The sequence below is a fragment of the Actinomycetota bacterium genome (assembly GCA_014360655.1).
Classification (GTDB): domain Bacteria; phylum Actinomycetota; class Geothermincolia; order Geothermincolales; family RBG-13-55-18; genus JACIXC01.
Genome location: JACIXC010000005.1, coordinates 86,688 through 111,273, shown reverse-complemented (window position 1 = coordinate 111,273; position 24,586 = coordinate 86,688). Strand labels below are relative to the sequence as shown.

Genomic DNA, 24,586 nt, shown 5'->3' with positions numbered 1-24,586 from the left:
CCACAGGGAGTGGGCAAGCGGAAAAGGCGCAGCGTTTCATCTGTGCCCGGAGAGGTACGGAAAGCGTTTCTATAAACGCAATGTCCTGGAACCCCCCACTTTCCTGGGTCGATTCCTCCTCTCCGGGCACTTCTTCATAGATCACCATCCGTCTTGCAGGTCGTAGCGAAGAGCGTGTTTAGGAGGTGAAGCGTTCGTGGAAAAGAAGGGTGTGACCAGGCGCCAGTTCCTCAAGTACGCCGGCGCCACCGCGGCCCTCCTGGGGTTGAGCGAATCCTTCATCCCGGAGATCGCGCGCGCCCTGGAGGAACTGACATCCGGGAAGCCGCCGGTGCTCTGGATCCAGGGGCAGAACTGCACGGGATGCTCCGTCTCTTTCCTCAACACCAACTACCCCATGGCCGCGGAGATCGTGCTGGACAAGCTCTCCGTGCGCTACCATCCCACCGTGATGGCGGCGGCGGGAGACAAGGCCTTCGGCGTGCTGGAGGAGACGGCCAAGGAGCTGGCCGGCAAGTACGTGCTGGTGGTGGAGGGCCCGGTGCCCACCGCCGAGGGCGGCGAGTACTGCACCTTCGGCCTGGAGAAGGAGACGGCTTCATTCAACGGTTATCAGCGCCGCAAGGACAAGCCCATGACCGCCTGGATGGAGGAGCTTGTCCCCGGAGCCGCGGCCGTCGTGGCCCTGGGCAACTGCGCCTCCTTCGGCGGCATCCCGGCTGCCAACGCCTCGGTAACCGGTACCAAGGCGGTGCAGGACATAGTCAAGGAGATCGCCAAGGACAAGCCGGTGATCAACATCGGGGGATGCCCCTCGCATCCGGACTGGTTCGTGGGCACCGTCCTCGATTACCTCATCAACAAGCGGGTCCCCGAGCTGGATAACCACAACCGGCCCAAGATGTTCTTCGGCAAGCTCATCCACGAGAACTGCGAGCGGCGGGCCTCCTTCGACGCCGGCCTGTTCCTCGAGGACTGGAACGACGACAACCCGGACATGAAGCTCTGCCTCTTCAAGCTGGGCTGCAAGGGCCCGGTGACCTATGCCGACTGCCCCACCCGGCGCTGGAACTCCGGCGTGAACTGGTGCGTGGGCGCCAACGCCCCCTGCCACGGGTGCGCCGAGCCGGCCTTCTACAAGAACCTCTCCCCCCTCTACGAGCCCCTGCCGGAGGTGCACTTCGCCGGCCTCACCCCCATGGTGGACACCCTGGGTTGGATCGGCGCGGCGGCCACCGCGGTGGGCATCGGCGCCCACTACCTGTACAAGCAACTGGGGAAGAAGGAGCCCGAGGGAGGTGAGTCCTGATGGCCCAACTCATCAGCATAGACCCGGTGACCCGCATCGAGGGACACCTCCGCATCGACGTGGAGGTGGAGAACGGCGTGGTCAAGGACGCCTGGTCCTCGGGGACCATGTTCCGCGGCTTCGAGATGCTCCTCAAGGGGAAGCATCCCTTCGACGCCCAGCAGGTGACGGAGCGCATCTGCGGTGTGTGCCCCCTGGTGCACGGCACCGCCGCCTCCTACAACCTGGATGACGCCCTGGGGGTGGAGCTCCCGGACAACGCCCGCATCATCCGCAACCTCTGCCTGGGCGCCAACTTCATCCAGTCCCACATCCTGCATTTCTATCACCTGGCCGCCCTGGACTACGTGGACGTGACCGCGGTGGCCAAGTACGAGGGCAACGACCCCGCCCTCGCGGCCCTCAAGGACAAGGTTGCCGCCCTGGCCAAGGCGGGGGACGTGTACCCCTTCCTGCCGCGCTACGAGTCCGACGACTACGTCAGCGACCCCGAGCTGGCGGCCATCCTGGTCAGCCATTACGTGCAGGCCCTGGAGATGCGCAAGAAGGCCCAGGAGATGCTCTCCATCTTCTACGGCCGCATGCCCAGCTTCGTGGGTACGGTGCCCGGCGGGGTGACCGTGCACCCCACTGTCTCCAACATCGCCGCCTTCCGGGCCCGCCTCAACGAGCTGCGGGTATGGATAGACAACGTGTACGTTCAGGACATCCTCACCGTGGCCGGGGTATCCGCCTACGCCCCCTTCCTCACCGCTGGCGATTCCGGCGGCAACTACCTGGCCTACGGCGGGTTCGACCAGGATTCCAAGGGAGCGGAGAAGTTCCTGCCTCGGGGTTACATCACCGGGAACAACGTGGCCGCGGTGGGGGAGTTCGACGAGAACAAACTAACCGAGTCGGTGAAGCATTCCTGGTACAGGGACGAGTGCGAGTGGCTGCACCCCAAGGAGGGGAAGACCGAGCCCGAAGTGCACAAGGAGGGCGCCTATTCCTTCCTCAAGGCTCCGCGCTACGACGGGAAGCCCATGGAGGTGGGCCCCATGGCACGCATGCTGGTCCTGGCCGGCCTGGAGCTCTCCGGCAAGAGGGAGAAGAAGCTCATGGCCCTGGTCGCAAAGCTGGGACTGGACACGGCGGTGAACGCCTGCGTGCAGGCCGGGAAGTTCGGCATCCTGCCCCGTCACGCCATGCGCGCCCTGGAGTGCAAGCTCCTGGCCGACGAGATGGACAAGTGGCTGGACGAGCTCAAGCCGGGCGAGAAGATCTGGGACAAGAAGGACATCCCGGGCGAATCCCACGGCCGGGGCCTGGTGGAAGGCCCGCGCGGGGCCCTGGGGCACTGGATCCACATCAAGGGTAAGGTCATCGAGAACTACCAGTGCATCGTGCCCACAACCTGGAACGCGGCTCCGCGGGACAAGAACGGCGAGCGGGGTCCCATCGAGACCGCCCTCATCGGTCTCCCGGTCCCCGACCCGGAGAACCCAGTCAACGTGGTGCGCTGCGTGCGGTCCTTCGACCCCTGCCTGGCCTGCGCCATCCATGTCATCCATCCCGAGCACAACGGCGTCAGGGAATTCCGCGTGGTGTAGGAAGGGGGGGTACCCATGAAGGAGAAGATCAAGGTACCCGGCCCGGCGAAGGCCATGTACGCCACGTACCTGAGCGCGCTGGCGGTGTCCATCTACGCCGGGTTCAACAACTTCCACCCCTTCCTCTCGGGATGGAAATATCCCTGGCAGATGGGGATAGCCAAGAACCTGGGGCTGGCCTCCATCTGGGTGGTGGCCCTCACCGCCGGGGTGTACCTCTACTATTCAACCCTGGGCAGGCCCAAGGGCTGGAAGGAACCGTTGGGTGTCTTCCGGGCCGTGCTTGCCCTGCTGGCCATCTGGTACTTCCTGGTGAGCTTCGCCGTGTACGACCCCAACGGCTGGCTGCGCGGCCTGGTGGACGGTTTGGGCGGCATAGCGAGGACCTGGAAGGTGTACTCCGTGTTCCTGTGGATAGTGCTGCTACTCAACGTCATCTACGTGTACGCCCGCTGGGCCAAGTCGGAGCGCTTTCCCCGCCTCAGGGCGGCGAGCGGCGGGGAGGGGGTGAACTGAGATGTCGGGAAGAGCGACGTATAAGACCTTCAAGGGAGGCATCCACCCGCCCTACAACAAGGAGCTGGCCTCGGGCAAGGCCGTCCGGGAAGCTCCTCTACCCCCGGAGGTGATCATCCCCCTGCAGCAGCACATCGGCGCGCCCAACGAGCCGCTGGTGAAACCCGGGGATCGCGTGGAGGTGGGGCAGAAGATCGCTTCCAGCGAAGCCTTCGTCTCCGCGCCGGTGCACGCCTCGGTGGCGGGAACGGTGAAAGACATAACCGAGATAACGGGGTTCACCGGGGCAAAGGTGAAGTGCGTAGTCGTGACCCCGGATGCCGAGCAGCCGGAGTTCCGGAAACAAGACCGCGACATCACCTCCCTTTCTGACTCGGAGATAAGGGACATCGCCCGCGAGGCCGGCCTTGTGGGCATGGGCGGCGCCGCCTTCCCCACCCACGTCAAGCTCGCCCCGCCCAAGGACAAGCCGGTGGATACGGTGATCATCAACGCCTGCGAGTGCGAACCCTTCCTCACCTGTGACCACCGCCTCATGCTGGAAAGGCCCGTTGACCTGGTGCGGGGCCTGAAGCTCCTCATGAGGGCTGTCGGCGCCAAGAAGGGACTCATCGGTATCGAGGCCAACAAGATGGACGCCGTGGACGCCGTGCGCGATGCGGCCGCGGGTGATACGGACATCGCGGTGGAGGTCCTCGAGGTCAAGTACCCCGAGGGCGCGGAGAAAATGCTCATCTACGCCCTCACGGGGCGCAAGGTCCCCCCGGGCAAGCTCCCCTCCGAGGTGGGCTGCCTGGTGCAGAACGTGGGCACGGCGGTGGCCCTCTACGAGGCCGCGGCCTGGGGAAAGCCCCTCTACGAGCGGGTCCTCACCGTGACCGGACCGGGGATCAAGGAACCCGGCAACCTCCTGGCACGCATCGGCACGCCCATCTCCGCGCTCATCGAGGCCTGCGGCGGCTTCGCCGGTGATCCCGGAAAGGTGATCATGGGGGGCCCCATGACCGGGTGGGCGCAGCCGGACACCAACGCCCCCATCGTGAAGGGGACCTCGGGCGTCGTGGTCCTAACCCCGGAAGCGGTGGACGTGGGGACGGAGGAGGAATGCGTGCGCTGCGGGAAGTGCGTGGACGTGTGCCCCATGTTCCTGCTGCCCAACTTCATAGCCCAGTCCGTGAAGAAGGGGCAGTGGGATAAGGCCGAGATGTGGGGAGCCCTTGACTGCTTCGAGTGCGGCTGCTGCTCCTTCTCCTGCCCCGCATACATACCCCATGTGGACTACGTGCGCAAGGCCAAGGCCGAGATCACGGCCTTGAAGAGGAAGTGAAGGGGAGGTGATGGTCGTGGCGGAAAGGATGCTGGTCACCGTCTCTCCTCACCTGCACAAGAAGGATGAGACCATACAGCGCGCCATGCGCGACGTGCTCATCGCGCTCACGCCGGCCGCGGTCTGGGCCCTGGTGGTCTTCGGGTTCAACGTGGTGTACATCTTGGCCGTGAGCTGCATCACAGCGGCCCTCTCCGAGGTGATCATGCGTAAGGTCATGAAGCGCAGGATAACCCTAAAGGACTACAGCGCCATGGTCACCGCGGTTCTCTTCGCCTTCCTCCTGCCGCCCACCACTCCCCTGTGGGTGGTGGCCATCGGCGCCTTCCTGGCGGTAGGCGTCGGCAAGGAGCTCTTCGGCGGGCTGGGCAAGAACGTCTTCAACCCGGCCATCTTCGCACGCGTATTGCTGTGGTTCTCGCCCCTGGCGGTGTATACCACCAAGTTCGTGAAGCCCTTCTTCTGGAGGACGTCGGGCTTCTTCACCCCGATCGCCACCAGCATCAACGAGAACGCGGTGGGAAGGGTGGTCTACAAGACGCTGGCCGGGAACGCGGTCGCTGACATGACCACGGCGGCCACGCCCCTCTCCCTGCTCAAGTCGGGGAAATGGCTGCCGGACATGGTAGCGGGGCCAACGCCGGTGGGAGCCACCTGGGTGAACCCGGGAGGAAAGCCGTCCTTCTGGTCCCTGTTCATCGGCGCCAAGAGCGGTTGCATCGGCGAGGTGTGTATCCTGGCCCTCATCATCGGCGGGGCTTACCTGCTGTGGCGCGGTACCATCGACTGGCGCATCCCGGCGGGGATCATCGGGTCCTTCTTCCTCCTTACCCTGGTGACCTGGTACCATCCCGTCTACAACCTCTTCTCCGGCGGCCTTTTCCTGGGATCCATCTTCATGGCCACCGACTGGGTCACCAGTCCCGTGACCAAGCGGGGTAAGTGGATCTTCGCCGTGGGCATCGGGGTCACGGTGTTCATCCTGAGGTTCTGGAGCCTGCGCCCGGAGGGCGTGGCCCTGGCCATCTTCCTGTGGAACATCGGTACCCTGGTCATCGATCGTTACATCGCGGTGCCCAAGTTCGGCGAGGTTGGGGCCAGGGTGTTCAACCAGCTCCCCTCCCTGCCCGAGGCGGCGCCGCAGCCGGCGAAGAAAGAAGCGTAGGAGAAGCGAGGCCCCGCCCCGCGCGGGGCCTCCTTTTTTATTTGCCTTGGACCGGTCCCGTGGTTCCGGGGCTCGCCTGTTTTTAGGCTTGCCTCTTTTTACCCCTTGGAGTATCAAGGTGTAGTGCGGCGCGGTGCGGACGGGCGCGGCCTTGCCGGCCGCGCCGGCGGCCGGCAGCCGCCGCGGAAGAGAGCGGGAGCGGACGGGACTGATCTCGATGACGGACCGCCTGGTGATAGGACTGGGAAACGAGCTGCACGGCGACGACGGGGTCGGCGTGCACGCCGTGCGGCGGCTGCGGGGAAGATTGCCCGCGGATGTAGAGCTGGTGGAGGGTGGGGTGCTGGGTCTCGATCTGCTGCCTTACCTCGAGGGCAGGAGGAAGGTCGTCTTCATCGACGGCATTGACGCCGGCGAAGAGCCGGGCGCCGTTTTCCGCTTTCCCGCCCTGGAGGCGCCGCGGGGAGGCACGGCCCCTCCCGTCTCCGTGCATGATCTGGGTTTCTACGAGCTCATCGGCGCGGCTCAACTGCTGGAGCAGTGCCCGGAGGATATAATCGTCATCGCCGTGCAGGTGAAGGACATGACCCTGGGAAGGGGGCTCTCCGAGGAGGTGGAAGCCGCCCTGCCCGCGGTATATCGCCTGGTGGAGGAGGAACTGGGAGGATAGCGGGGAGAGCGGGGGGTGTTCGCAGGGTTTGACGGTAACCCGTAAGGGTCACGGAGCCCGTAGAGGCGAGGGCGCGCGAAAAGAGGCGCTCGGAGAGGCATTGCCGGATCAGGATATGGAAAGGTGCCTGCGCATCGAGGTCAGGGGCATCGTGCAGGGCGTCGGGTTACGGCCCTGCATCTACCGCCTGGCGCGCGAACATCGCCTGGCGGGCTGGGTGGAGAACACCCCCGAGGGGGCCCTGGTGGTCGCCGCCGGGAGCGCGGATGAGCTGGCGACCTTCCTGGAGAAGATAACCGCGGAGGCTCCGCCGGCTGCGGTGATCGAGGAGGTCATAGCGAGGGAGGTTGCCCGTGAAGAGGTCCTGCCTTCCGCGGACGGCGGCTTCCGCATCCGGGATAGCTCGCAGGAGGGGAGGAAGGCCGCCCTCATCTCGCCGGACCTGGCCACCTGCGCGGATTGCCTGCGGGAGATGCACGACCCAGCCGACCGCCGCTACCGTTACCCCTTCATCAACTGCACAAACTGCGGCCCCCGCTTCACCATCATCGCCGACATCCCCTACGACCGGCCCCTGACCACCATGGCCGCCTTCACCATGTGTCCCGAGTGCGAGAGGGAATACCACGACCCCGCCGACCGCCGTTTCCACGCCCAACCCAACGCCTGCCCGAAGTGCGGCCCGCGCCTCCGGTTGGAGGACGGGCGTGGAAACGTCCTGCCGGGGGACCCCGTGGTCCTCGCGGCGGAAGCTCTGCGTGCGGGAAAGACCGTGGCGGTCAAGGGCCTGGGCGGTTTCCAGCTCGCTTGTGACGCCACGAGCGACGCGGCGGTCTCCCGCCTGCGGGAGCGAAAGCGCCGCTACGCCAAGCCCCTCGCGGTCATGGCTGCGAGCCTGCAGGAGGCTGAGAGATATTGCGAGGTGAGCGAGGAAGAGCGCGCCCTCCTCGCCTCGCCCCGCGCTCCCATAGTGCTCCTGCGGGAGAGGGACGGCTCGCCGCTTTCCCGGCTGGTGGCACCGGGCCTGGACAGGCAGGGCATCTTCCTCCCCTACACCCCCCTGCACCACCTGCTCCTGGAAGAAGCCGGGATACCCCTGGTGATGACCAGCGGAAACGTGAGCGAAGAGCCCATCGCCAAGGACAACGACGAGGCGCGCAGCCGCCTGGCGGGGATCGCGGACCTTTTCCTCGTGCACGACCGCGACATCCTGGTCAGGTACGACGACTCGGTGACATCCGTGCTGCTGGGGAGGGAGTATCCCCTGCGGAGGGCCAGGGGTTACGCGCCCTACCCGGTGGTCGTGGCGCGGGAGTACGGGGTGGAGGTGCTTGCCCTGGGGGCGGAGCTCAAGAACACTTTCTGTTTCCTGAGGGGGAGGCACGCCTTCCTGGGACAGCACATCGGCGACCTGGACGACCTGGAGACCCTCCGCCATTACGAGGAAGCCATGGCCGCCGTGCGGCGCCTCTTCGACCTGAGTCCGGGACTGGTCGCCCATGACCTGCACCCCGATTACATGTCCACGCAGCTGGCCGCGGATTTCGCCCTGCCGCGGGTCGCCGTGCAGCACCACCACGCGCACGTGGCGAGCTGCCTGGCGGATAACGGCTTCTCCGGAAGGGTCATAGGCGTCGCCTGGGACGGGACGGGCTACGGCGCGGACGGCACGGTGTGGGGTGGCGAATTCCTCCTCTGCGACGAGGCGGAGTTCACGCGCGCGGGACACCTCCATGCCTTCCCCATGCCGGGGGGAGAGGTGTGCGCGCGGGAACTGGAACGCATGGCCTTCGGCGTGCTCTGGGGTACGTACGGGGAAGAGGACGCCGTAATGGATATATTTTCCAGTCGGTTCGCGCAGGGAGACGGGACCGGGGGCTTCTTCGGGCGAGGCCGCATGGAAGGGATGGGGGCCGGGCGCGATGCGGACCCGCGGGGAAAGGCGCAGGCGCTCGCCGCGCAGGTGAGAAGCGGCATCAACGTGCCCTTCACCTCCAGCGCGGGGCGCCTGTTCGACGCCGTGGCCGCCCTGCTGGGAGTGCGCGGGGTGGCGTATTACGAGGGCCAGGCGGCGTGCGAGCTGGAGGCCGTCGCCTCCTCTTGCCCGCGTTCCCGCATGCCCGGCTATGAGGTGCGCCTGGCGGGCGGCGGTCTGCCGTGGGTCCTGGACACGCGCCCCCTGGTCCTGGCCGTCCTGGAGGACCTGGAAGGGGGAAGGGACGTCTCCTCCATCGCGGCCGGCTTCCACGCCGCCCTCGCACGCGGCATAGTGGAGACGTGCCTGGCGCTGCGGCGGGAGACGGGGATCGCGGTGGCGGCCCTGAGCGGCGGTGTCTTCCAGAACCGCCTGCTCACCGCCATGGCGGTGGAGGGGCTGGAGAGCGAGGGTTTCCGCTGCCTCCTCCACCGCCGCGTGCCGTGCAACGATGGGGGTGTCTCCCTGGGGCAGGCGGTGGCGGCGGCATCGCGCAGCGAGAGAGGCTTGCCCCTCGGGGAGTGAGGGCCGGCGGCGTACCGGCGGGGCGTGCGAGGGCGCGGTGCGGCGCGCGCCGACCTTCCCGGCGGGTTTACGCGCCCGGGAAAGACGAGGGAGGCGGGACCGTTCCCGCGGTCCGGAGATGTGCATATCGCTGCGGATCGCATGCGACGGTCGGAGCCTGGACATCCCGCCTCTACATCGGGGATCCGTGCACGGGACGGTCCGTGCACGAGACGTTGCGTTGGCGATGTCGCCGTATATAAGATAGGGCGTGTCCTTGCCCGCGGACCGGGAGACGCCGAGGCGCGCGAAGAGACGGGAAGGAGGCTGAGGAGGCGGCCATGTGCCTAGCGGTTCCGGCACAAGTCCTGGAGTTGATGGAAGACGAGACCGCCCTCATAGAGATGGGAGGCGTACGCAAGGTCGTAAGCCTCATGCTCCTCGACGGGGTGGTGAGCGGCGATTACGTGCTCGTGCACGCGGGCTTCGCCATAGAGAAGGTGGACCGGGAGGAGGCGGAGAGGACCCTTGCCGTCCTGGAGAAAGCGGCGGAGTTCGGCCCCCTCTACGAATAAGCCGCAGCGCGGCACGGCGCGGGCGGGAGAAGGCGCGCCTTCCTCCCGGCACGGATGACCGCGAGGAAGGCGGAAGGCCGCGGAGAGGATGAAGCCTTGAAGTACCTCGACGAGTTCAGGAACGCCGATCTCCTGCGCGGACAGCTGCGCGGGATCCTCGCCTTCCCCTTCCGCGCCGCCTTCATGGAGGTCTGCGGGACGCACACCATGGCCGTCTCCCGTTCCGGGCTGCGCTCCGCCCTCTCCGAGAAGGTGGAACTGGTATCCGGGCCCGGATGTCCCGTGTGCGTGACCTCGCAGAGGGACATGGGGCGCGCGATCGCCTTGGCGGGCCTGGAGGGCGTCACGCTGGCCACCTTCGGGGACATGATGCGCGTGCCGGGGCCCCAGGGCACCCTCATGGAAGCCTCTTCCAGGGGGGCGGACGTGAGGGTGGTCTACTCGCCGCTGGACGCCGTCGCCCTGGCGGAGGAGAACCCGGACCGCAGGGTGGTCTTCCTGGGGGTGGGTTTCGAGACCACCGCCCCCACCGTGGCCGCGGCGGTCCTGCGGGCCAGGGAGAAGGGAATTGACAATTTCTTCCTGCTCAGCCTGCACAAGCTCATCCCCCCGGCACTGAAGGCCCTTGTCGGTATGGTTGATTTTTCCATAGACGGCTTCCTCCTTCCCGGGCACGTCAGCGTGATACTGGGGACGGAGGCCTACCGCTTCCTGGCGGAGGAACACGGCATACCCTGCGTGATATCCGGGTTCGAAGCGGCGGACATCCTACGCGCCGTCTTCCTGCTCATGCGTATGAAGCAGGAGGGCAGGCCGGAGGTGGCGAACGAGTACTCCCGCGCGGTGCGCGCGCAGGGCAACCCCAAGGCCCGGGAGACCATGCTCCGCGTCTTCCGGGAGGCGGACGCGGAGTGGCGGGGGCTGGGGGTCATACCCGGGAGCGGGCTGGAGCTGCGGGAGGAGTTCCGCGCCCTCGACGCCGGGGAGTGGGGGGTGGAGGTCCCGGAGCCGGAGGAGAAGAGCGGCTGCCGCTGCGGCGACGTCCTGTGCGGCAGGTTAAAACCCCCGGACTGCCCCCTCTTCGCCCGCTCCTGCACGCCGGACAGCCCCTTCGGTCCCTGCATGGTGTCCAGCGAGGGGACGTGCGCCTCCTACTATCTCTACGAGGTCCGGGAGGATTGATGGGCATGAGTGAGGGAAGGGGAGGCTTTCCGGGAAACGCATGCCGGGGACGGGACGGCAGGGGAACATATGGAGCGATATGCCATGCGGCCATGGCTCCCCTTCGGCCGGAAGGCGGTGAGACGCATGCCCCCTGAGATTGTCACCATGGCCCACGGCGGGGGTGGCTCGCGCATGGTGGAACTGTTGGAAGAGGTGGTCTTTCCCGCCCTGGGGGAGAGCGCCGCGGTCGACGCCGAGGATGCCGCGGCCCTTGCCCTGCCCGGCGACTTGGAGGGATGTCGGCTCGCCTACACCACGGATTCCTTCGTGGTCAAGCCGCTCTTCTTTCCCGGCGGGGATATCGGAAAGCTCGCCGTGTGCGGCACGGTGAACGACCTCTCCATGCGAGGTGCGAGGCCCCTTTTCCTCACCCTGGGCCTCATCCTGGAGGAGGGTTTGCCTTTCCAGGTCCTGGTAGATGTCCTCGCATCCCTGCGACGCTGGTCGGAGGAGGCGGGGGTGCGCATCGTGGCCGGGGACACCAAGGTGGTGGAGAAGGGAGCAGCCGACGGGCTCTACGTGAACACCTCCGGGGTGGGGGTCATCCCGGCCGGGAGGGAGGTATCCATAAAGGGGGCGAAGGCGGGCGACTTACTCCTGGTGAGCGGCTGCGTGGGCGATCACGAGACCGCGGTGCTGAGCTGCAGGGAGGGATTTGACTTCCAGGTGGAGGTGGAGTCGGACTGCGCACCCCTGAACGGCCTGGTGGAGGCGATGCTGGAGGCGGGCGAAGTACATGCCCTCCGCGATCCCACCCGGGGAGGCCTGGCCGCCTCCTTGAAGGAGATGGCCTCCGCATCAGGGGTGGCCATGGAGTTGAGGGAGGCAGACATACCGGTGCGGGAAGGGGTGCGCGCCTTCTGCGAGATGCTGGGCCTGGACCCCCTGCTCCTGGCCAACGAGGGCAAGCTCCTGGCCTCCGTTCCCGAGGAGTCGGCCCCCGCCGTGCTTGAGGCCATGCGCTCCCATCCCCTGGGGAGGGAGGCGGCGGTCGTCGGCAAAGCACTCGACGGGCGCGGGGGCGAGGTCTCCCTCCTGACCCCTCTCGGCTCACACCGCCTGCTGCGCATGCCCTCCGGCGAGCACTTCCCCCGCATCTGCTGAATAGTTCCGCTACTTCTGCGACTGCGCCCAGACCTTGATCCACTCCTCCTCGGGGAACTCCGCGAACTGCATGAGGGTCCCCAGCGCCTCGCGGGGGTGCAGGTAGCATTCCTTCCACAGGGGGTTGGAGGTGTTGATGTCGAAGGGGTTGAGGCCCTGCGCCCGCAGGTGTTCCACCGTGCCCTCCAGGTCGCTCACCTTGAAGGTGAGGTGGTGCAATCCCTCCCCGCGCCTGGCGATGAAGCGGTTGACGAAGTTGTTCGGGTCATCGGAGTACACCAGCTCCAGCATGCTCCCAGAGCCCAGGAGGAAGGAGGTGAAGCGGAAGCCGCCCCATTCCATGTCCATGACCTCCTGGGCCCCCAGGACCCTGGTCAGGAAGGCCGCCGCCAGGTCCTTGTCCCTCACCGCGAAAGCCGCGTGATCCAGCTTCTCGACGTTGTGCGCAGCGGACATCTCAGACCTCCTTCCCACGAACGGCACCTCGCTGCTGCGGCCGGAAGGCCGCAGAAGGAGAGCCCACGCTTGACGATGATGCCGAGATTATACCCCTGCTGCGGGACAGGCGCGCAAGCAGCCGGACGGCGGTTCATGCTTGCGGGTGAAGCTCGCCGTGAACTCAAAGATCGCCCAGCGACTGCGCGAGGACCGGGTCCAGGGCCGCGTAGGCGGCGTCGTTGAGGTGGGAGTCGTAGGGGTCGAGGGCGTACTCGGGGCGCAGCCAGCCCCCGGGGGAGGCCAGCGTGCCGTAGAGGTCCAGGATCACGATGCGGCCGGGGTGCGCCGCCGCCAGCTCCGCGAGGAAGCGGTTGTACTCGCGGTGGTTCCAGGTCAGCCAGGTGTCCGTGTATTCCCTCACCATGGGGAGGGCGTTGCCCAGGATGAGCGGCAGGCCCTCTCCCACCACCGTGTCGGCGACGGCCCGGACGATGCGCATGTTGCTCTCGAGGTTCGCACGCGCTGTCTCCTCGTCGCCTCCCTCGAAGTCAGCGAAGCAGAGTTTGAAGAAGAGGGCGCTCCCCCCTTCGCGTGCGATGTCCCGCACCACGTCTAGGGCGGTGTCCACGATGCCGGGTGGGGTGTCCATCTCGTGGTAGATGAGCTCGTAGCCGGAGAAGCGCACGGGGTTCCCAGGATCGTAATCCCAGCCCCAGTGCTCGAACCATCCCGCGAGCACGGAGCGCCCGCACATGTGCAGGGTGGAGGCACCCCGCGTGGAGGTTCGCGTACCCTCCTCCGCGGCGATGTCGCCCGCGGGGGAGACCTCCCCCGCTCCGGCGGGCGCTTCCTCTTTGCCGGCAACGCCCCCACCGCCGCAACCGGCGTGGAGGGACGCGAGCGATGCGACGAGAAGTATCATGCATAGTATCATGCAGAGCAGGCTGACGGTGCGCGGACGACCCGACATCCCCCCTCCTTTCATCGTGGGCCCGGCATGGATGCGATGGGAACCGGCGACATATCCTCGGTTGCTCCGGTTTGTGACGACATTCCTCCGGTTCATGCCGCCCCCGCGGCCTCCGTGCCGCCCGAGGTGAAACGGCCTGGCCGGCGTTCCGAGGCTGCCGTGACGCTCGTTGCACTCACCCGGCCGCGGAATCACCCGTTCCCGCGTGGCTTACGACCCGATCATAGCACACGCTGCCCGGAATACCTCGCGGTGCGGGGATGTTCGTGGCGCGGGCATGCGGTTCCCCCATTCGCGGTTTCCGATACGCGGGCCATACACACCGGCTATAATGTGAAAAACCGGTCGGGAAACGAGAGAGCGTGGCGGTATGGTGCCCGCTCACAAGGATTTGAATCCGGGATGCAGGGCGAGGCAGGTTCGAGCGTGGCGGTGCAGGAACGCATCCTCGGCGGGGATCACCGGAGGGTGATGTTCGTAGGTGCCGTCGATACCGGCAAGACCTTCCTGGCCCTTTCCCTCGCCGACCGCATGTGCGCGGAGGGCCGGCACGTGGCGTTCCTGGACTTCGATCTCGGCCAGTCCACGGTGGGACCGCCGGGTTGCGTTGGCCTGCAGGTCCCCTGGGTGAGCGGGGAACGGCCCCTTTCTCCCACCGCCATGGCCTTCCTCGGTTTTTCCTCCCCGGCTTATGACGTGGCATCCGTGGTCGAAGCCGGCCTGCGCCTGGAGAAGCGTGTCCCGGAAAGCGGCTGCGAGACCCTGTTCATCGACACCTCGGGCATGGTTGAGGGTGGGCTGGCGGCCTTGCTCAAGCGCAGGAAGATCAGGGCGCTGCAGCCCGACCTGGTGGTGGTACTGGACCGCCACGGGGAGGCCCTGCATATCTTCCGTGGACTGGAGGAGTCGGCCTACGGGGAGCTGGTCCTGGTGAAAGCCGCCGCGGAGGCCGTGCGGAAAAGCCGGGAGGAAAGGGCCGCTTACCGGCGGGAGCGCCTCCGGGAATATTTCCGTTCCTCGCGGGAGCTGGAGATAGACCTCGAACAATTGGAAATCATTGCCACCTCGTCCCGCCTTGCGGCCACCGAGGCCGCGCTGCGCGAGGGATGCCTCGTCGGCCTGAACGACGCTGAAAGCCTCACCCTAGCCCTGGCCCGTGTCCTTGGCGTGGAGGGGACCAGGGCGAGGCTGCTCACCCCGTTCCGAGGCGAGGAAGAGGACATAGCTTCCCTGGCCGTCGGCCCGGCCCTGCTCGACGACGACGGCTCCCTGCGCCTCGCCAGGACATGACCGGGGTCGGGAGGCGACATCGCAAGCGCCCCCAGGTTTATCACCGACCCAGTCCGGGGGATTACAGGGTCGGTCGCAGCGGGGATGCCTTTCCCGGGGTTTCGGATTCTTGGGAAAGGCGCGCGGCGCCGAGCGAGAACGTTACCCCGATTCCCCGGGCCGCAAGAAGGCAACGCTCGAGACCGGAACCCGGGGTGTTGCCGAGGCTGAGGGCTTTCATGGCGGGGCCGCCGGCGGATGGTATACACTTTTGTCATGTTCTCTTGGCATGAGAGATGAACGGGCCTTTCCGGAGGATGTGTCATGCAAATGCCGCAGGAACAAAGGGATTACCGGCCCGCTCGAGGGAGTGAGGAGGTGGCGGAATGAAGATAGACGGCCCGGAAGCCTACGTGGAGAGCCTCCGCGGGATGGAGAGGAGGATATACCTGCTGGGGGAACGCGTGGAGAACCCCGTGGACCATCCCATGATCAGGCCGGCCATGAACGCAATGGCCGAGACCTATGATCGCGGCGATGAGCCGGACGCGGAGGAACTCCTCTTCGCCGACTCCCACCTCACGGGAGCGCGTATCAGCCGCTTCACCCACATCCACCAGGACACCGACGACCTGGTGAAGAAGGTGCTCATGCAGCGCCTGCTGGGCCGCAGGACGGCCACCTGCTTCCAGCGCTGCGTGGGCATGGACGGCATCAATGCCCTCTACTCCGTGACCTACGAATGCGACCAGGAGCACGGGACGGAATACCACGAGCGGTTCAAGCAATACCTGCGCTTCATACAGGAGGAGAACCTGGTGCTGGACGGGGCCATGACCGACGTGAAGGGGGACCGCGGGCTGCGCCCCGCGGAGCAGGCCGACCCCGACCTCTTCGTCCACGTGGTGGAGAAAAGACCCGACGGCATCGTGGTGCGGGGCGCCAAGGCCCACCAGACGGGAGCCCTCAATTCCCACGAGATACTGGTCATGCCCACCGCGGCCATGCGCGGGGACGAGGCGGATTACGCCGTCTCCTTCGCTGTCCCAGCTGACGCCGAGGGCATCACCTTCATCCTGGGGCGCCAGCCCTCGGACACCCGCAAGCTGGAGGGAAGCCCCCTCGACGTCGGGAACCCCAAGTACGGCAGCCAGGAGGCGCTGGTCATCTTCGACGACGTCTTCGTCCCCTGGGAGCGCGTCTTCATGTGCGGGGAGCACGACCAGAGCGGCAAGGTGGTGGAGCGTTTCGCCGCCTATCACCGCCAGAGCTACGGCGGCTGCAAGGTGGGCGTGGGCGACGTGCTGGTGGGGGCGGCGCAACTGGCAGCCGTCTACCAGGGGGTGGAGGGCGCGAGCCACGTGCGGGACAAGATCACCGAGATGATCCACCTGAACGAGACCCTCTTCTCCTGCGGCATCGCCTGCAGCGCCCGCGGTGTTCCCACCCCTTCCGGCTGCTACCTGGTGGACGTGCTCCTGGCCAACGTCTGCAAGCAGAACGTCACCCGCTTCCCCTTCGAGATCTCGCGCCTCCTGCAGGACATCGCCGGCGGGTTGGTGGTGACCATGCCCTCGCAGAAGGATTTCGAGAACCCGGAGATAGCTCCCTATCTCGAGAAATACCTCAAGGGCTCCGGGGATATCCCCACCCTGGACCGCATCAAGGTGCTCAAGTTCATCGAGAACATGACCATGGGCTGCGGTGCGGCCGCCTATCTCACGGAGAGCATACACGGAGCGGGATCCCCCCAGGCCCAGCGCATAATGATACGTCGCCTGGCCGATTTGGAGGAGAAGGTCAAGCTGGTCAAGCGCCTCGTGGAGTTGGAATAGGTTCTACCGTTCATGAATACGAGCTGTTTAAAGGGATGGGTTTACGGGGCCCCCTCGCTCCCGAAGCCACGCAGCGGGCCTACCGTGGACGGAACCGGGGACTGGCCGCACGCTCCCTCACGCGCGAGACCCAACCCTGGGGATGAGATAACACGCGTGCAAAGGATATCCGTGGAAGGGGGCGAAGCGTCTGGTTCTGCGAAAAACCCTCTATTCCGGGGATGGAAATAATGGAGGTGGGCCTTGAGCTTGCGCCGGGCGTTCCTGCTGGGTGCAGCCGTGGTCCTGGCCATCGCCGCCGTGGTGTTCATCCTCGCGGCGAAGCCGAGGACCCAGGCCGTGGGCGGGCGGGAACCCGCGGCGGTTGAGAACACGGCGGAGGCCACCGTGGCGCCGCCTCCCGGAGGGGAGGAGCCCGTGGAACCCGGCCCGGCCACTTCCGGCGGCGAGATCCAGATGATAACGGAACAGGCGGGCGAGGCCACGCGCCTCGTTTTCAGGTTCCCCGACCCCGCGGGCGGCGTTCAGGCAGCCCCGCCCTCCGGTGCATACGAGAATATAAGGGGACACTGGGTGCTGGACATGCGAGGGGCAATGTACGGTATCTCCAACTGCCACCTGGTCCTGGAGGAGGACGGCACCATCTCCGCACCGGGGGACTACAGCCCCGTTTTCGAGGTCTCGTGGAGCGAATACCGCTACGAGGATGCGAACCGCTCCTTCGAGGCCACCCTCTCCGTGATGCTGCGGATGGGAGCGGACACCACCGTACCCCTCGATATCCACCTTTCGGGAAAGGCCTCCGCCTCCCTGGGCGAGATAACGGGGTCCTTCGACGCCGTTCCCCGGGGCGAGATGTACTTCGCCTACGGCCAGCAGGGCGGCTTCAGGATGTGCCGTTAGGTGTGGCCGACGGGCGCGCCCGAGCACCGCATTTTTTACCCCGCCCGGGGAAGGATTCTTGTTTGAATTGCTGAATTATTAAGCGTGAGGTATACTGTTCCCAACAATGGGGAAAGAATATGATGGCGTTTGAGCTCGGATTCTCACCCTCATCGGAGGGGGACCGCGGGGGGGGTGATAGATGAAGGCTTCCACCGGTCACATCCCGGCACGAACGGCGGTTTCGCCGTGATGAACGGAACGCCGGTCGGCTAAGGTCTGCGTAGACGTAGCTCTCCTGGAGTACTGCCGAGCGGTGGCGTGCACGGGAGGCGTGCCGATGCGATTTCCCGTCCTGGGAAGAGGGCGCTTGTCAAGACGAACGTGGAAAAGCACGCAGACGGCATGGCCGGGCAGTGAGAGGGCGCCCGTGGATGTGAGGGGAATGCGTCGAACGCCACGTGGAAAGGCGAAGAGGAGAGAGACCGAGGAAAAGGGGGTTGATGGACATGCGTTGGAAGGCAACCATTTGCCTGATCGCAGCGGTTCTCCTGGTGGCCCTGGGCTTTTCGGGCTGCGGTGCAGGCGGAGGGGAAAAGGTGACGGTGAAGATCGGCCTCAACGCTCCCCTGAGCGGCATATCCGCCGGTTACGGGCAGGACATCAAGGCCGGCCTGGACATGGCCATAGCGGACATCAACGCCAAGGGGGGCGTGACCATCGGCGATACCACCTATATCTTCGAGCTGGTGTCGGCCGATGACGAGATGGTGCCCGAGAAAGCGTTGAGCAACGCCCAGCGATTCGTGCTCGAGGAGGGCGTAAAGGTCATCTGGGACCCCACCGCCAACACCATCGCGCCGCAACTGAGCATCAACACCAAGCCGGGGGAAGAGTTCCTGATGATGGCATACACCAGCGTCCCCCTCTACGCGCAGTCACCCAACAAGTACATGATCACCCTGCCGCCGCCCTTCTCCGTCTACCTCAAGGACTGGATCCCCAGGGCAATGGGCCACGGGTGGAAAAAGATGGGAATGCTCCAGACCACCGGCGCCTACGGAGAGCTCTGGGGCAAGACCATGAAGGATGCCTGGACCAAGGCGGGAGGCACCGTGGTGGCGGAGGCCCCGGCCAGCTATTACACCGAGAGCGACTTCACGCCGTACGTGACCAAGGTGCTCGCGGCCAACCCGGACGTCATCTTCTGCGGTGGCCCCTCCGAGCCCACGGCCCTGGTCATCGAGCAGGCGCGCAGCATGGGCTTCAAGGGTGGGTTCATCGTCATCGACCAGGCCAAGCTGGACATCATCGTCGAAAAGACGGGGATCGATAAGCTCGAAGGCGCCATCGGCGTGCTCCCCATCGATCAATCGGTATGGCCGGGCACGGCCAAGACGCTGGAGAGGTTCGAGAAGGAGTACGGCATGCGCTTCACCTGGGAGGCGGCCATCTGCTACACGGGCTTCCACATCCTTGTGGAGGCCATGAAGGAGGCCGGCAGCGTGGACGACGTGGCCGCCATCCGGGCCGCCTTTGCCAAGGGCAACGTCTCGGTGACCTCGGAGGAGGAGTTCCCGGTGGCGTTCTCCGGTATCAACGACTCGACCGGGGCGCTGCTCATGCCGGGCACCACGGTGGAGGTGAAGAACGGCAAATTCGAGCCCGGGGAGCTCATGGAATGGTGGAAGATGTAGGGTGAGGCGATAGCGGAAGGCAGCAAGTAAGAGCAATAAGGGGGAGGCCTCTGCGGGGGCTTCCCCCAAAACAATCCGGTTTGCGGGCGGGGAAACCGTACGCAATGGCGCGAGGGCGCAAGAGCGTTAGGTGCGGAAGGATAACCTTCCCGGAGAACGGTTAAGGAATCGCTGCAGCTCTCCGAATATATGACAAGACCGTCCGGGTCTCCGCGTGCGGGAACGGCATCAACTACAAGGGATGGAAACGAGACGAGGGTGAAGGTTACCCGCGCGAAGAGCGGTGGCGGCGTGATCGCAAGCTCGAGGAGAGCCGCGGTCTGAGTTCTCGGGTATCAAGGCGGTAAGCGGGGGAGACGAGGGAGGCTCGATTGTCTTTCTTCCTTAACCAGGTGATCATCGGCATACAGCTCGGGAGCCAGTACGTGATGGTGGCCCTGGGCCTCACCCTCATCTTCGGCATCCTGGACATCTCCCACTTCGCCCACGGACACCTGTACATGCTGGGCGCCTATTTCCTCTACATCCTCATGACCATAGCGCACGTGAACTACTGGCTGGCCTTGCCCATCTGCATGGTCGCCCTGGCCCTGGGAGGGGTGATCGTGGAGCGGCTGATCTACAGGCCCCTGCGGGACCAGCCCCACATCAACACCTTCATCGCCGCCATCGGCCTCTTCCTCTTCCTGGAGACCCTGGTGCGCGCCGTAAAACCCCGGGCCCTCAGCGTCTCCAAGCCCATCGACAAGGTATTCAGCTTCGCGGGCATCACCATCGAGGCACAGAGGCTCATCGTCATAGCCGGGGCCGTGGTCCTTGTCGTCCTCCTGCATCTCTTCATCAAGAAGACCCGCCTGGGTACGGCCATCGAGGCCGTTGCCCAGGACCGCGACGGGGCTGCCCTGGTGGGCATCAACGTCAACCGCATCTCCATGCTAACCTTCGCCATCGCCACCGCCCTGGCCGCCGCGGCGGCGGTGCTCATGGCCCCGCTGGCCTTCATCTCCCCCGAGATGGGGAGCGTGCTCATCCTCAAGGCCTTCGTCATCGTTGTCCTGGGCGGCCTGGGCAGCATGCAGGGAGCCATCGTGGGGGGCTACCTGCTGGGCGTCCTCGAGGCCCTGGCCATAGCATACGTCTCCTCCGCGTACAAGGACGTGTTCGCCTTCGCCGTGCTCATCCTCATCCTGGCCTTCCGCCCCACGGGGCTCTTCAAGGGGAGGGATTGAGATGGAGGAAAAGCTCAGGAAGTTCGGGAAGCCCGCCTTCTGTCTGTTGGTCCTCGGCATCGCCTGCGCCCTGCCCTGGATAGGCCTGAAGCTCTACCAGGTGCGCGTACTCACCCTGGCCATGGCCTGGGCCATCGCCGCCGTCAGCCTCAACCTCATCCTGGGCTACACGGGCCAGGCATCCCTCGCCCACGGCGCCTTCCTGGGCATCGGCGCCTACGCCTTCGGCATCTTCACGGAAAGGGTCGGGTTGAACTTCTGGCTCGCGTTCCTCATCGCCGGCCTGGTCACCGCGCTCCTCGGTTTCCTGGTGGGCCTGCCCTCCCTGCGCACCAAGGGGCCCTATTTCGCCATCGTCACCCTCTGTTTCAACGTCATCGTCTTCAAGGTCTTCGAGAACTGGACGTGGCTGTCTGGCGGGATACAGGGACAGAAGGTGCCCTGCCCGGGTTTCCTGGCACAGCGCTGGGCGCGCTATTATTTCGTCCTCGCCGTCCTGGTGCTGGTGCTGGTCGTGGTGCGCTTCATCGTAAAGTCCCTCCTGGGCGTCACCTTCATGTCCATACGCAGCAACGAGAACCTTGCGGAGGCCGTGGGCATCAACACCTTCCGCTACAAGCTGCTCTCCTTCACGGTGAGCTGCTTCATCGTGGGGCTGGCGGGAGCGCTGCTGGCCGTTGAGAACCAGCATCTCGACTTCACCGTGACCAACTACGCCTATTCCTTCAACCTCCTCGTCTACGTGCTCATCGGGGGGGTGGCCACCCTCTCCGGCCCCGTGCTGGGCGCGGTGGGGCTCTATTATTTCCTCGACTACATGGAGAAGTCCCTGGGCGAGTACCGTTTCGTCCTCTTCGGGTTCATATTGATAGTGGCGATAATCTATTTCCCGCTCGGGGTGATGGGCGGCCTCAAGCGATTGTGGGAATGGATCAACGGACGCCGTGCGAGGTATAAGGCGCAGGAGGTGGCGCCATGACCATCCTGCGCGTGGAAGGCCTTACCAAGCGCTTCGGCGGCCTGGTGGCGGTGAACAAGGTGGACTTCGAGGTGCCCGAAGGGAGCATCCTCGGGATAATCGGTCCCAACGGGGCCGGCAAGTCCACCATCTTCAACCTGGTGGGCGGGACCTTCCCTCCGGACGAGGGCCGCATCGTCTTCCAGGGAAAGGACGTGACGGGGTGGAAGCCCTACCGGATGGCCCGCGAGGGGATCGCCCGCACCTTCCAGACCACCGCCCTCTTCGAGGAGCTGCCGGTTTACGTCAACCTGATCATCGGGTACCGCATGCGCACGCGCTCCGGGCTCTGGGACGTGGTCCTGCAGACGCCGCGGGGGCGGCGGGAGAAGAAGGAGGCCGCGGAGAGAGTGCTGGAGGTGCTGGCTTTCACCGGCCTGGGAGAATATGCCAATCAGCCGGCGGGCTCCATCCCCCAGGAGGCCCAGAAGAGGCTGGCCATCGGCATCGCGCTCATCGGAAACCCGCGGCTGGTCCTGCTGGACGAGCCCACCGGGGGGGTGGGGATGGAGGAGACCAACGGCATCATCGACCTCATCGCGCGCATCCGCGAACGCGGCATCACCGTTTGCGTCATCGAGCACAAGATGCGCATGATCATGAGCTTGGCGGACCGTATCGTGGCCCTGAACTTCGGGGTGAAGATAGCGGACGGGGTCCCGCAGGAGGTATGCGAGGACCGGGCGGTCATCGAGGCGTACCTGGGGGAACAACATGCTTGAACTGCAGGACGTGTACTGCAATATCGGGAAACACGAGGTGCTTCACGGGGTATCCCTGGGGATAGAGCAGGGCGAGCTCGTCTGCATGCTGGGAGCCAACGGTGCCGGGAAATCCACCCTTTTCCGCACCATCAGCGGGCTCTTGCGGCCCACGCGCGGGACCATGACCTTCGAGGGGGAGGTCATCAGCCGCATGCGGCCGGACGCGATCGTGAGGAAGGGAATCTCTCTGTGTCCCGAGGGCCGCAAGCTCTTTCCCCGGCTCTCGGTCAAGAAGAACCTCATGATGGGGGCCTATACCCGCTACCGCGAGAAGGAGGACGTATCCGCGGCATTGCGCGAGGTGTACGAGCTGTTCCCCATCCTGGAAGAGCGCAGCGAGCAGGACGCGGGCACCCTGAGCGGCGGGGAGCAGCAGATGCTGGCCATAGCGCGGGCCCTCATGTCACGACCTCGCCTCCTGCTCCTGGACGAGCCGTCGCTGGGGTTGGCGCCCCTGGTCGTCACCCGCATCATGGAGACCATCGTGGACATAAACCGCCGGGGGATCACCATCATGCTCTCGGAGCAGAACGCCAGCATGGCCCTTTCCATCTCCACGCGGGGTTACGTGCTGGAGAACGGCCGCATCGTCCTGGAGGGGAAGGCGGAGGAGCTGGCCGGGAACGAGGAGGTCAAGAAGGCTTATATCGGTGCCTGAAGGAAGCCGGTAGACGGGGGGTTGGCGATGAAGATTACCAGGACCTGCCGGGAATGCGGAGTCCCGCTGGGGATCTCGCGCACCATGCGGTGGAACGACGACGGGACCATCACCCAGGTGAGCGATCCCGCGCACCGCATGATCTTCTTCGAATCGGACAACCTTGACCACATGTGGCGCCGCCTCTCCCGCGATCTCGCGGTGACGCAGGAACACATATGGGAGTTGGTAATATCTTCCAAGAGCCGCGCCACGCGCGCCTTTCTCCGCCACACGCTGCCCTGGTACGTGAACATCGCCGCGCGCCTCGTCGGCTATCGCACCCTCATGTCCACCATCGAGGCCCAGGGACTGGTCATGGGGTACGGCAAGATAACCCTGGGAGGGCAGTACCCGCGGCGGGGCCGCCCGGAGAGGGTCACCGTCTTCATCGAGGATCCCTATTCCCTCCCCCTCTTCTGTGGTGATTTCAAGGGCTCGGCGGAGGTGCTGGAGCGGCGCAGGGCCTCCCTTACCTACCAGGCCCTCGACGAGAGGCGCCACCAGATAGACGTCACGGTGAGCGGTGAAAAGCTGGAGGAGGAGTACTTTCACGTGCGGGACCACGTGGCGCGCAAGCCGGGTGGTATCTCCTACACGCCCTGTCCCTCCTGCGGCGCGCCGCGCGAGCTGGCACACTTCTCCTGGGACCTGGCGCGGGGCATCATCCGCGAAAGCGATAGCGGCAGGAGGCTGGCTTTCTTCGGGACCGCCGGCATGCGCGAGGTCTTCGACGAGCTGGTCCACGAGCTCGGTGAGAGGGTCACAACGGCCGTCATCGACGTGGAGAGGAAGAACACCGTGGCGGCCATGGGCGTCGAGGAGGCGCGCAGCGGCCTGGAGAGACTGCGCTTCCTGGCCGCCATCCGCGGTCTCGGGCTGCTCACCTCGCTTGACATCACGCCTGACGGGATGCAGGCGGTCGTGGCCAACCCCGCAATCCCGGAGTACCTGGTGGGGCTCGCCCTGGGCGTCTTCGAGCTGGCCACGGGGCAGAAGGGGCGGTGCGAGTGGCGCCTGGAGGAGGACGGCGACCTGTACATGGACATCGTCCCGGCGCGTTGAGGGACGGCGCGCCCCGCACCGTTTGTCGCAAACACCATTTCACCGCGCTCCCGCCGCGTCGCGGGGCAGCTTTCGCGTCGCGCAATGCCCTCGCCTCGTGAATCCATCCTTACCGTACGGAAGCCGTTCACGCCGTTCACGGGAGGCCCTCTGACGTTTGCGGAAACCCCTCCAAGACGCGGAATGCCCTCAAACCATGGGATGGGCACTATCCCCCCGGGGTATGATGTCTCGCCCCCGCCCTTTTCTCGATAAACGTACTACCGGTGGAATAAGAGGAAAGGGGCTCGGGATGGGAGAGACGAACGGGAAGAAGAAAAAGATCCTGATAGTGGACGATGACGAGGAACTGGTGCGTATCCTCAGCGTCAACCTCGCCATGGAGGGCTTCGAGGTATGCGCGGCCTTCGACGGCATGTCCGCCGTGATGCGCGCGCACAAGGAACACCCCGACCTCATCGTCCTGGACATAAGGATGCCCGCCGGGAACGGGTTGAGCGTGGTGGAGAAGCTGCGTGCGTCCACCAAGACCTTCGCCATACCCATCATGTTCCTCAGCGCCCTACCCCGCGAGGAGGTGAAGGAGAAGGCGGCCCAGGCGGGGGTCATCCATTACTACACCAAGCCCTTCGACCTGGATTCGCTTTTGCAATACATCAAGGGAATACTGGGAATGAAAGAGGAGATCCCCCAACTCAAGGTACTGGGTGCCTGACTTTCGGAGCCCCCCTTACCGGTTGAAGGCTCGAGGGATACGACGA

At 65.6% G+C, this 24,586-nt stretch carries 22 protein-coding genes; 20 read left to right on the top strand and 2 right to left on the bottom strand.

The window, feature by feature from the left end:
• The first annotated feature begins 196 nt into the window (after positions 1–196).
• The 10 genes from H5T73_05360 to hypE all read left to right on the top strand — a co-directional run bounded on the left by H5T73_05360 (position 197) and on the right by hypE (position 11,961).
• Entirely contained in the window at positions 197–1,309 is a 1,113-nt protein-coding gene (locus H5T73_05360) for a hydrogenase small subunit (GenBank protein ID MBC7247189.1), read from the top strand.
• Complete coding sequence (locus tag H5T73_05355) at positions 1,309–2,901, top strand: nickel-dependent hydrogenase large subunit (GenBank protein MBC7247188.1); 1,593 nt, start codon at positions 1,309–1,311, stop codon at positions 2,899–2,901. The genes H5T73_05360 and H5T73_05355 overlap by 1 nt, the downstream gene beginning before the upstream one ends.
• Positions 2,902–2,916: 15 nt before the next feature.
• Positions 2,917–3,417, top strand: a complete 501-nt coding sequence (locus H5T73_05350) for a hypothetical protein (protein MBC7247187.1) — start codon at positions 2,917–2,919, stop codon at positions 3,415–3,417.
• Position 3,418: 1 nt separating this feature from the next.
• Positions 3,419–4,744, top strand: coding sequence for an electron transport complex subunit RsxC (rsxC, locus tag H5T73_05345; GenBank protein MBC7247186.1), 1,326 nt, complete (start codon positions 3,419–3,421; stop codon positions 4,742–4,744).
• A gap of 10 nt (positions 4,745–4,754) precedes the next feature.
• Positions 4,755–5,909 (top strand): RnfABCDGE type electron transport complex subunit D, encoded by a 1,155-nt coding sequence (locus H5T73_05340; protein MBC7247185.1) that lies wholly within the window; start codon positions 4,755–4,757, stop codon positions 5,907–5,909.
• 217 nt (positions 5,910–6,126) lie between these two features.
• Entirely contained in the window at positions 6,127–6,579 is a 453-nt protein-coding gene (locus H5T73_05335; GenBank protein ID MBC7247184.1) for a HyaD/HybD family hydrogenase maturation endopeptidase, read from the top strand.
• A gap of 115 nt (positions 6,580–6,694) precedes the next feature.
• Positions 6,695–9,079 carry a carbamoyltransferase HypF gene (hypF, locus tag H5T73_05330; GenBank protein MBC7247183.1) on the top strand — a complete coding sequence of 795 codons (2,385 nt, stop codon included), beginning with the start codon at positions 6,695–6,697 and terminating at the stop codon, positions 9,077–9,079.
• Between the two features lie 320 nt (positions 9,080–9,399).
• Entirely contained in the window at positions 9,400–9,633 is a 234-nt protein-coding gene (locus H5T73_05325; protein ID MBC7247182.1) for a HypC/HybG/HupF family hydrogenase formation chaperone, read from the top strand.
• Between the two features lie 96 nt (positions 9,634–9,729).
• On the top strand, positions 9,730–10,815 hold the full coding sequence (gene hypD / locus H5T73_05320; protein ID MBC7247181.1) for a hydrogenase formation protein HypD: 1,086 nt from the start codon (positions 9,730–9,732) through the stop codon (positions 10,813–10,815).
• 84 nt (positions 10,816–10,899) lie between these two features.
• Complete coding sequence (gene hypE / locus H5T73_05315; GenBank protein MBC7247180.1) at positions 10,900–11,961, top strand: hydrogenase expression/formation protein HypE; 1,062 nt, start codon at positions 10,900–10,902, stop codon at positions 11,959–11,961.
• Between the two features lie 9 nt (positions 11,962–11,970).
• Here the strand turns inward: hypE and H5T73_05310 are convergent, their stop codons facing one another.
• Both H5T73_05310 and H5T73_05305 read right to left on the bottom strand, forming a co-directional pair.
• Positions 11,971–12,435 carry a VOC family protein gene (locus H5T73_05310; protein MBC7247179.1) on the bottom strand — a complete coding sequence of 155 codons (465 nt, stop codon included), beginning with the start codon at positions 12,433–12,435 and terminating at the stop codon, positions 11,971–11,973.
• A gap of 145 nt (positions 12,436–12,580) precedes the next feature.
• A complete protein-coding gene (locus H5T73_05305) occupies positions 12,581–13,369 on the bottom strand; it encodes an SGNH/GDSL hydrolase family protein (GenBank protein MBC7247178.1) in 789 nt (262 codons plus the stop codon).
• A 402-nt stretch (positions 13,370–13,771) separates the two neighbouring features.
• On the opposite strand from H5T73_05305, the gene H5T73_05300 reads away from it, so the two are divergent.
• The 10 genes from H5T73_05300 to H5T73_05255 all read left to right on the top strand — a co-directional run bounded on the left by H5T73_05300 (position 13,772) and on the right by H5T73_05255 (position 24,540).
• Positions 13,772–14,659, top strand: a complete 888-nt coding sequence (locus tag H5T73_05300; protein MBC7247177.1) for a hypothetical protein — start codon at positions 13,772–13,774, stop codon at positions 14,657–14,659.
• A gap of 365 nt (positions 14,660–15,024) precedes the next feature.
• Complete coding sequence (locus H5T73_05295; GenBank protein MBC7247176.1) at positions 15,025–16,473, top strand: 4-hydroxyphenylacetate 3-hydroxylase family protein; 1,449 nt, start codon at positions 15,025–15,027, stop codon at positions 16,471–16,473.
• Positions 16,474–16,722: 249 nt separating this feature from the next.
• The gene (locus H5T73_05290) at positions 16,723–17,376 is read left to right on the top strand and encodes a hypothetical protein (protein ID MBC7247175.1); all 654 of its coding nucleotides are present in this window, start codon (positions 16,723–16,725) and stop codon (positions 17,374–17,376) included.
• Positions 17,377–17,858: 482 nt separating this feature from the next.
• On the top strand, positions 17,859–19,052 hold the full coding sequence (locus H5T73_05285; GenBank protein ID MBC7247174.1) for an ABC transporter substrate-binding protein: 1,194 nt from the start codon (positions 17,859–17,861) through the stop codon (positions 19,050–19,052).
• 371 nt (positions 19,053–19,423) lie between these two features.
• Entirely contained in the window at positions 19,424–20,281 is an 858-nt protein-coding gene (locus H5T73_05280) for a branched-chain amino acid ABC transporter permease (GenBank protein MBC7247173.1), read from the top strand.
• A gap of 1 nt (position 20,282) precedes the next feature.
• A complete protein-coding gene (locus H5T73_05275) occupies positions 20,283–21,260 on the top strand; it encodes a branched-chain amino acid ABC transporter permease (GenBank protein MBC7247172.1) in 978 nt (325 codons plus the stop codon).
• Positions 21,257–22,021 carry an ABC transporter ATP-binding protein gene (locus H5T73_05270; protein ID MBC7247171.1) on the top strand — a complete coding sequence of 255 codons (765 nt, stop codon included), beginning with the start codon at positions 21,257–21,259 and terminating at the stop codon, positions 22,019–22,021. The genes H5T73_05275 and H5T73_05270 overlap by 4 nt, the downstream gene beginning before the upstream one ends.
• Entirely contained in the window at positions 22,014–22,721 is a 708-nt protein-coding gene (locus H5T73_05265; GenBank protein ID MBC7247170.1) for an ABC transporter ATP-binding protein, read from the top strand. The genes H5T73_05270 and H5T73_05265 overlap by 8 nt, the downstream gene beginning before the upstream one ends.
• 27 nt (positions 22,722–22,748) lie before the next feature.
• Positions 22,749–23,825, top strand: coding sequence for a hypothetical protein (locus tag H5T73_05260; GenBank protein ID MBC7247169.1), 1,077 nt, complete (start codon positions 22,749–22,751; stop codon positions 23,823–23,825).
• Positions 23,826–24,117: 292 nt separating this feature from the next.
• Positions 24,118–24,540, top strand: a complete 423-nt coding sequence (locus tag H5T73_05255; protein MBC7247168.1) for a response regulator — start codon at positions 24,118–24,120, stop codon at positions 24,538–24,540.
• Positions 24,541–24,586 lie beyond the last annotated feature (46 nt).

What these genes read in the sequence shown, in the direction of transcription:
- H5T73_05355 (MBC7247188.1), top strand. Translation starts at nt 1,309, where the DNA reads ATGGCCCAACTCATCAGCATAGACCCGGTGACCCGCATCGAGGGACAC.
- H5T73_05350 (MBC7247187.1), top strand. Translation starts at nt 2,917, where the DNA reads ATGAAGGAGAAGATCAAGGTACCCGGCCCGGCGAAGGCCATGTACGCC.
- rsxC (MBC7247186.1), top strand. Translation starts at nt 3,419, where the DNA reads ATGTCGGGAAGAGCGACGTATAAGACCTTCAAGGGAGGCATCCACCCG.
- H5T73_05340 (MBC7247185.1), top strand. Translation starts at nt 4,755, where the DNA reads ATGGTCGTGGCGGAAAGGATGCTGGTCACCGTCTCTCCTCACCTGCAC.
- H5T73_05335 (MBC7247184.1), top strand. Translation starts at nt 6,127, where the DNA reads ATGACGGACCGCCTGGTGATAGGACTGGGAAACGAGCTGCACGGCGAC.
- hypF (MBC7247183.1), top strand. Translation starts at nt 6,695, where the DNA reads ATGGAAAGGTGCCTGCGCATCGAGGTCAGGGGCATCGTGCAGGGCGTC.
- H5T73_05325 (MBC7247182.1), top strand. Translation starts at nt 9,400, where the DNA reads ATGTGCCTAGCGGTTCCGGCACAAGTCCTGGAGTTGATGGAAGACGAG.
- hypE (MBC7247180.1), top strand. Translation starts at nt 10,900, where the DNA reads ATGCGGCCATGGCTCCCCTTCGGCCGGAAGGCGGTGAGACGCATGCCC.
- H5T73_05305 (MBC7247178.1), bottom strand. Translation starts at nt 13,369, where the DNA reads ATGTCGGGTCGTCCGCGCACCGTCAGCCTGCTCTGCATGATACTATGC.
- H5T73_05300 (MBC7247177.1), top strand. Translation starts at nt 13,772, where the DNA reads ATGCAGGGCGAGGCAGGTTCGAGCGTGGCGGTGCAGGAACGCATCCTC.
- H5T73_05295 (MBC7247176.1), top strand. Translation starts at nt 15,025, where the DNA reads ATGAAGATAGACGGCCCGGAAGCCTACGTGGAGAGCCTCCGCGGGATG.
- H5T73_05285 (MBC7247174.1), top strand. Translation starts at nt 17,859, where the DNA reads ATGGACATGCGTTGGAAGGCAACCATTTGCCTGATCGCAGCGGTTCTC.
- H5T73_05275 (MBC7247172.1), top strand. Translation starts at nt 20,283, where the DNA reads ATGGAGGAAAAGCTCAGGAAGTTCGGGAAGCCCGCCTTCTGTCTGTTG.
- H5T73_05270 (MBC7247171.1), top strand. Translation starts at nt 21,257, where the DNA reads ATGACCATCCTGCGCGTGGAAGGCCTTACCAAGCGCTTCGGCGGCCTG.
- H5T73_05265 (MBC7247170.1), top strand. Translation starts at nt 22,014, where the DNA reads ATGCTTGAACTGCAGGACGTGTACTGCAATATCGGGAAACACGAGGTG.
- H5T73_05260 (MBC7247169.1), top strand. Translation starts at nt 22,749, where the DNA reads ATGAAGATTACCAGGACCTGCCGGGAATGCGGAGTCCCGCTGGGGATC.
- H5T73_05255 (MBC7247168.1), top strand. Translation starts at nt 24,118, where the DNA reads ATGGGAGAGACGAACGGGAAGAAGAAAAAGATCCTGATAGTGGACGAT.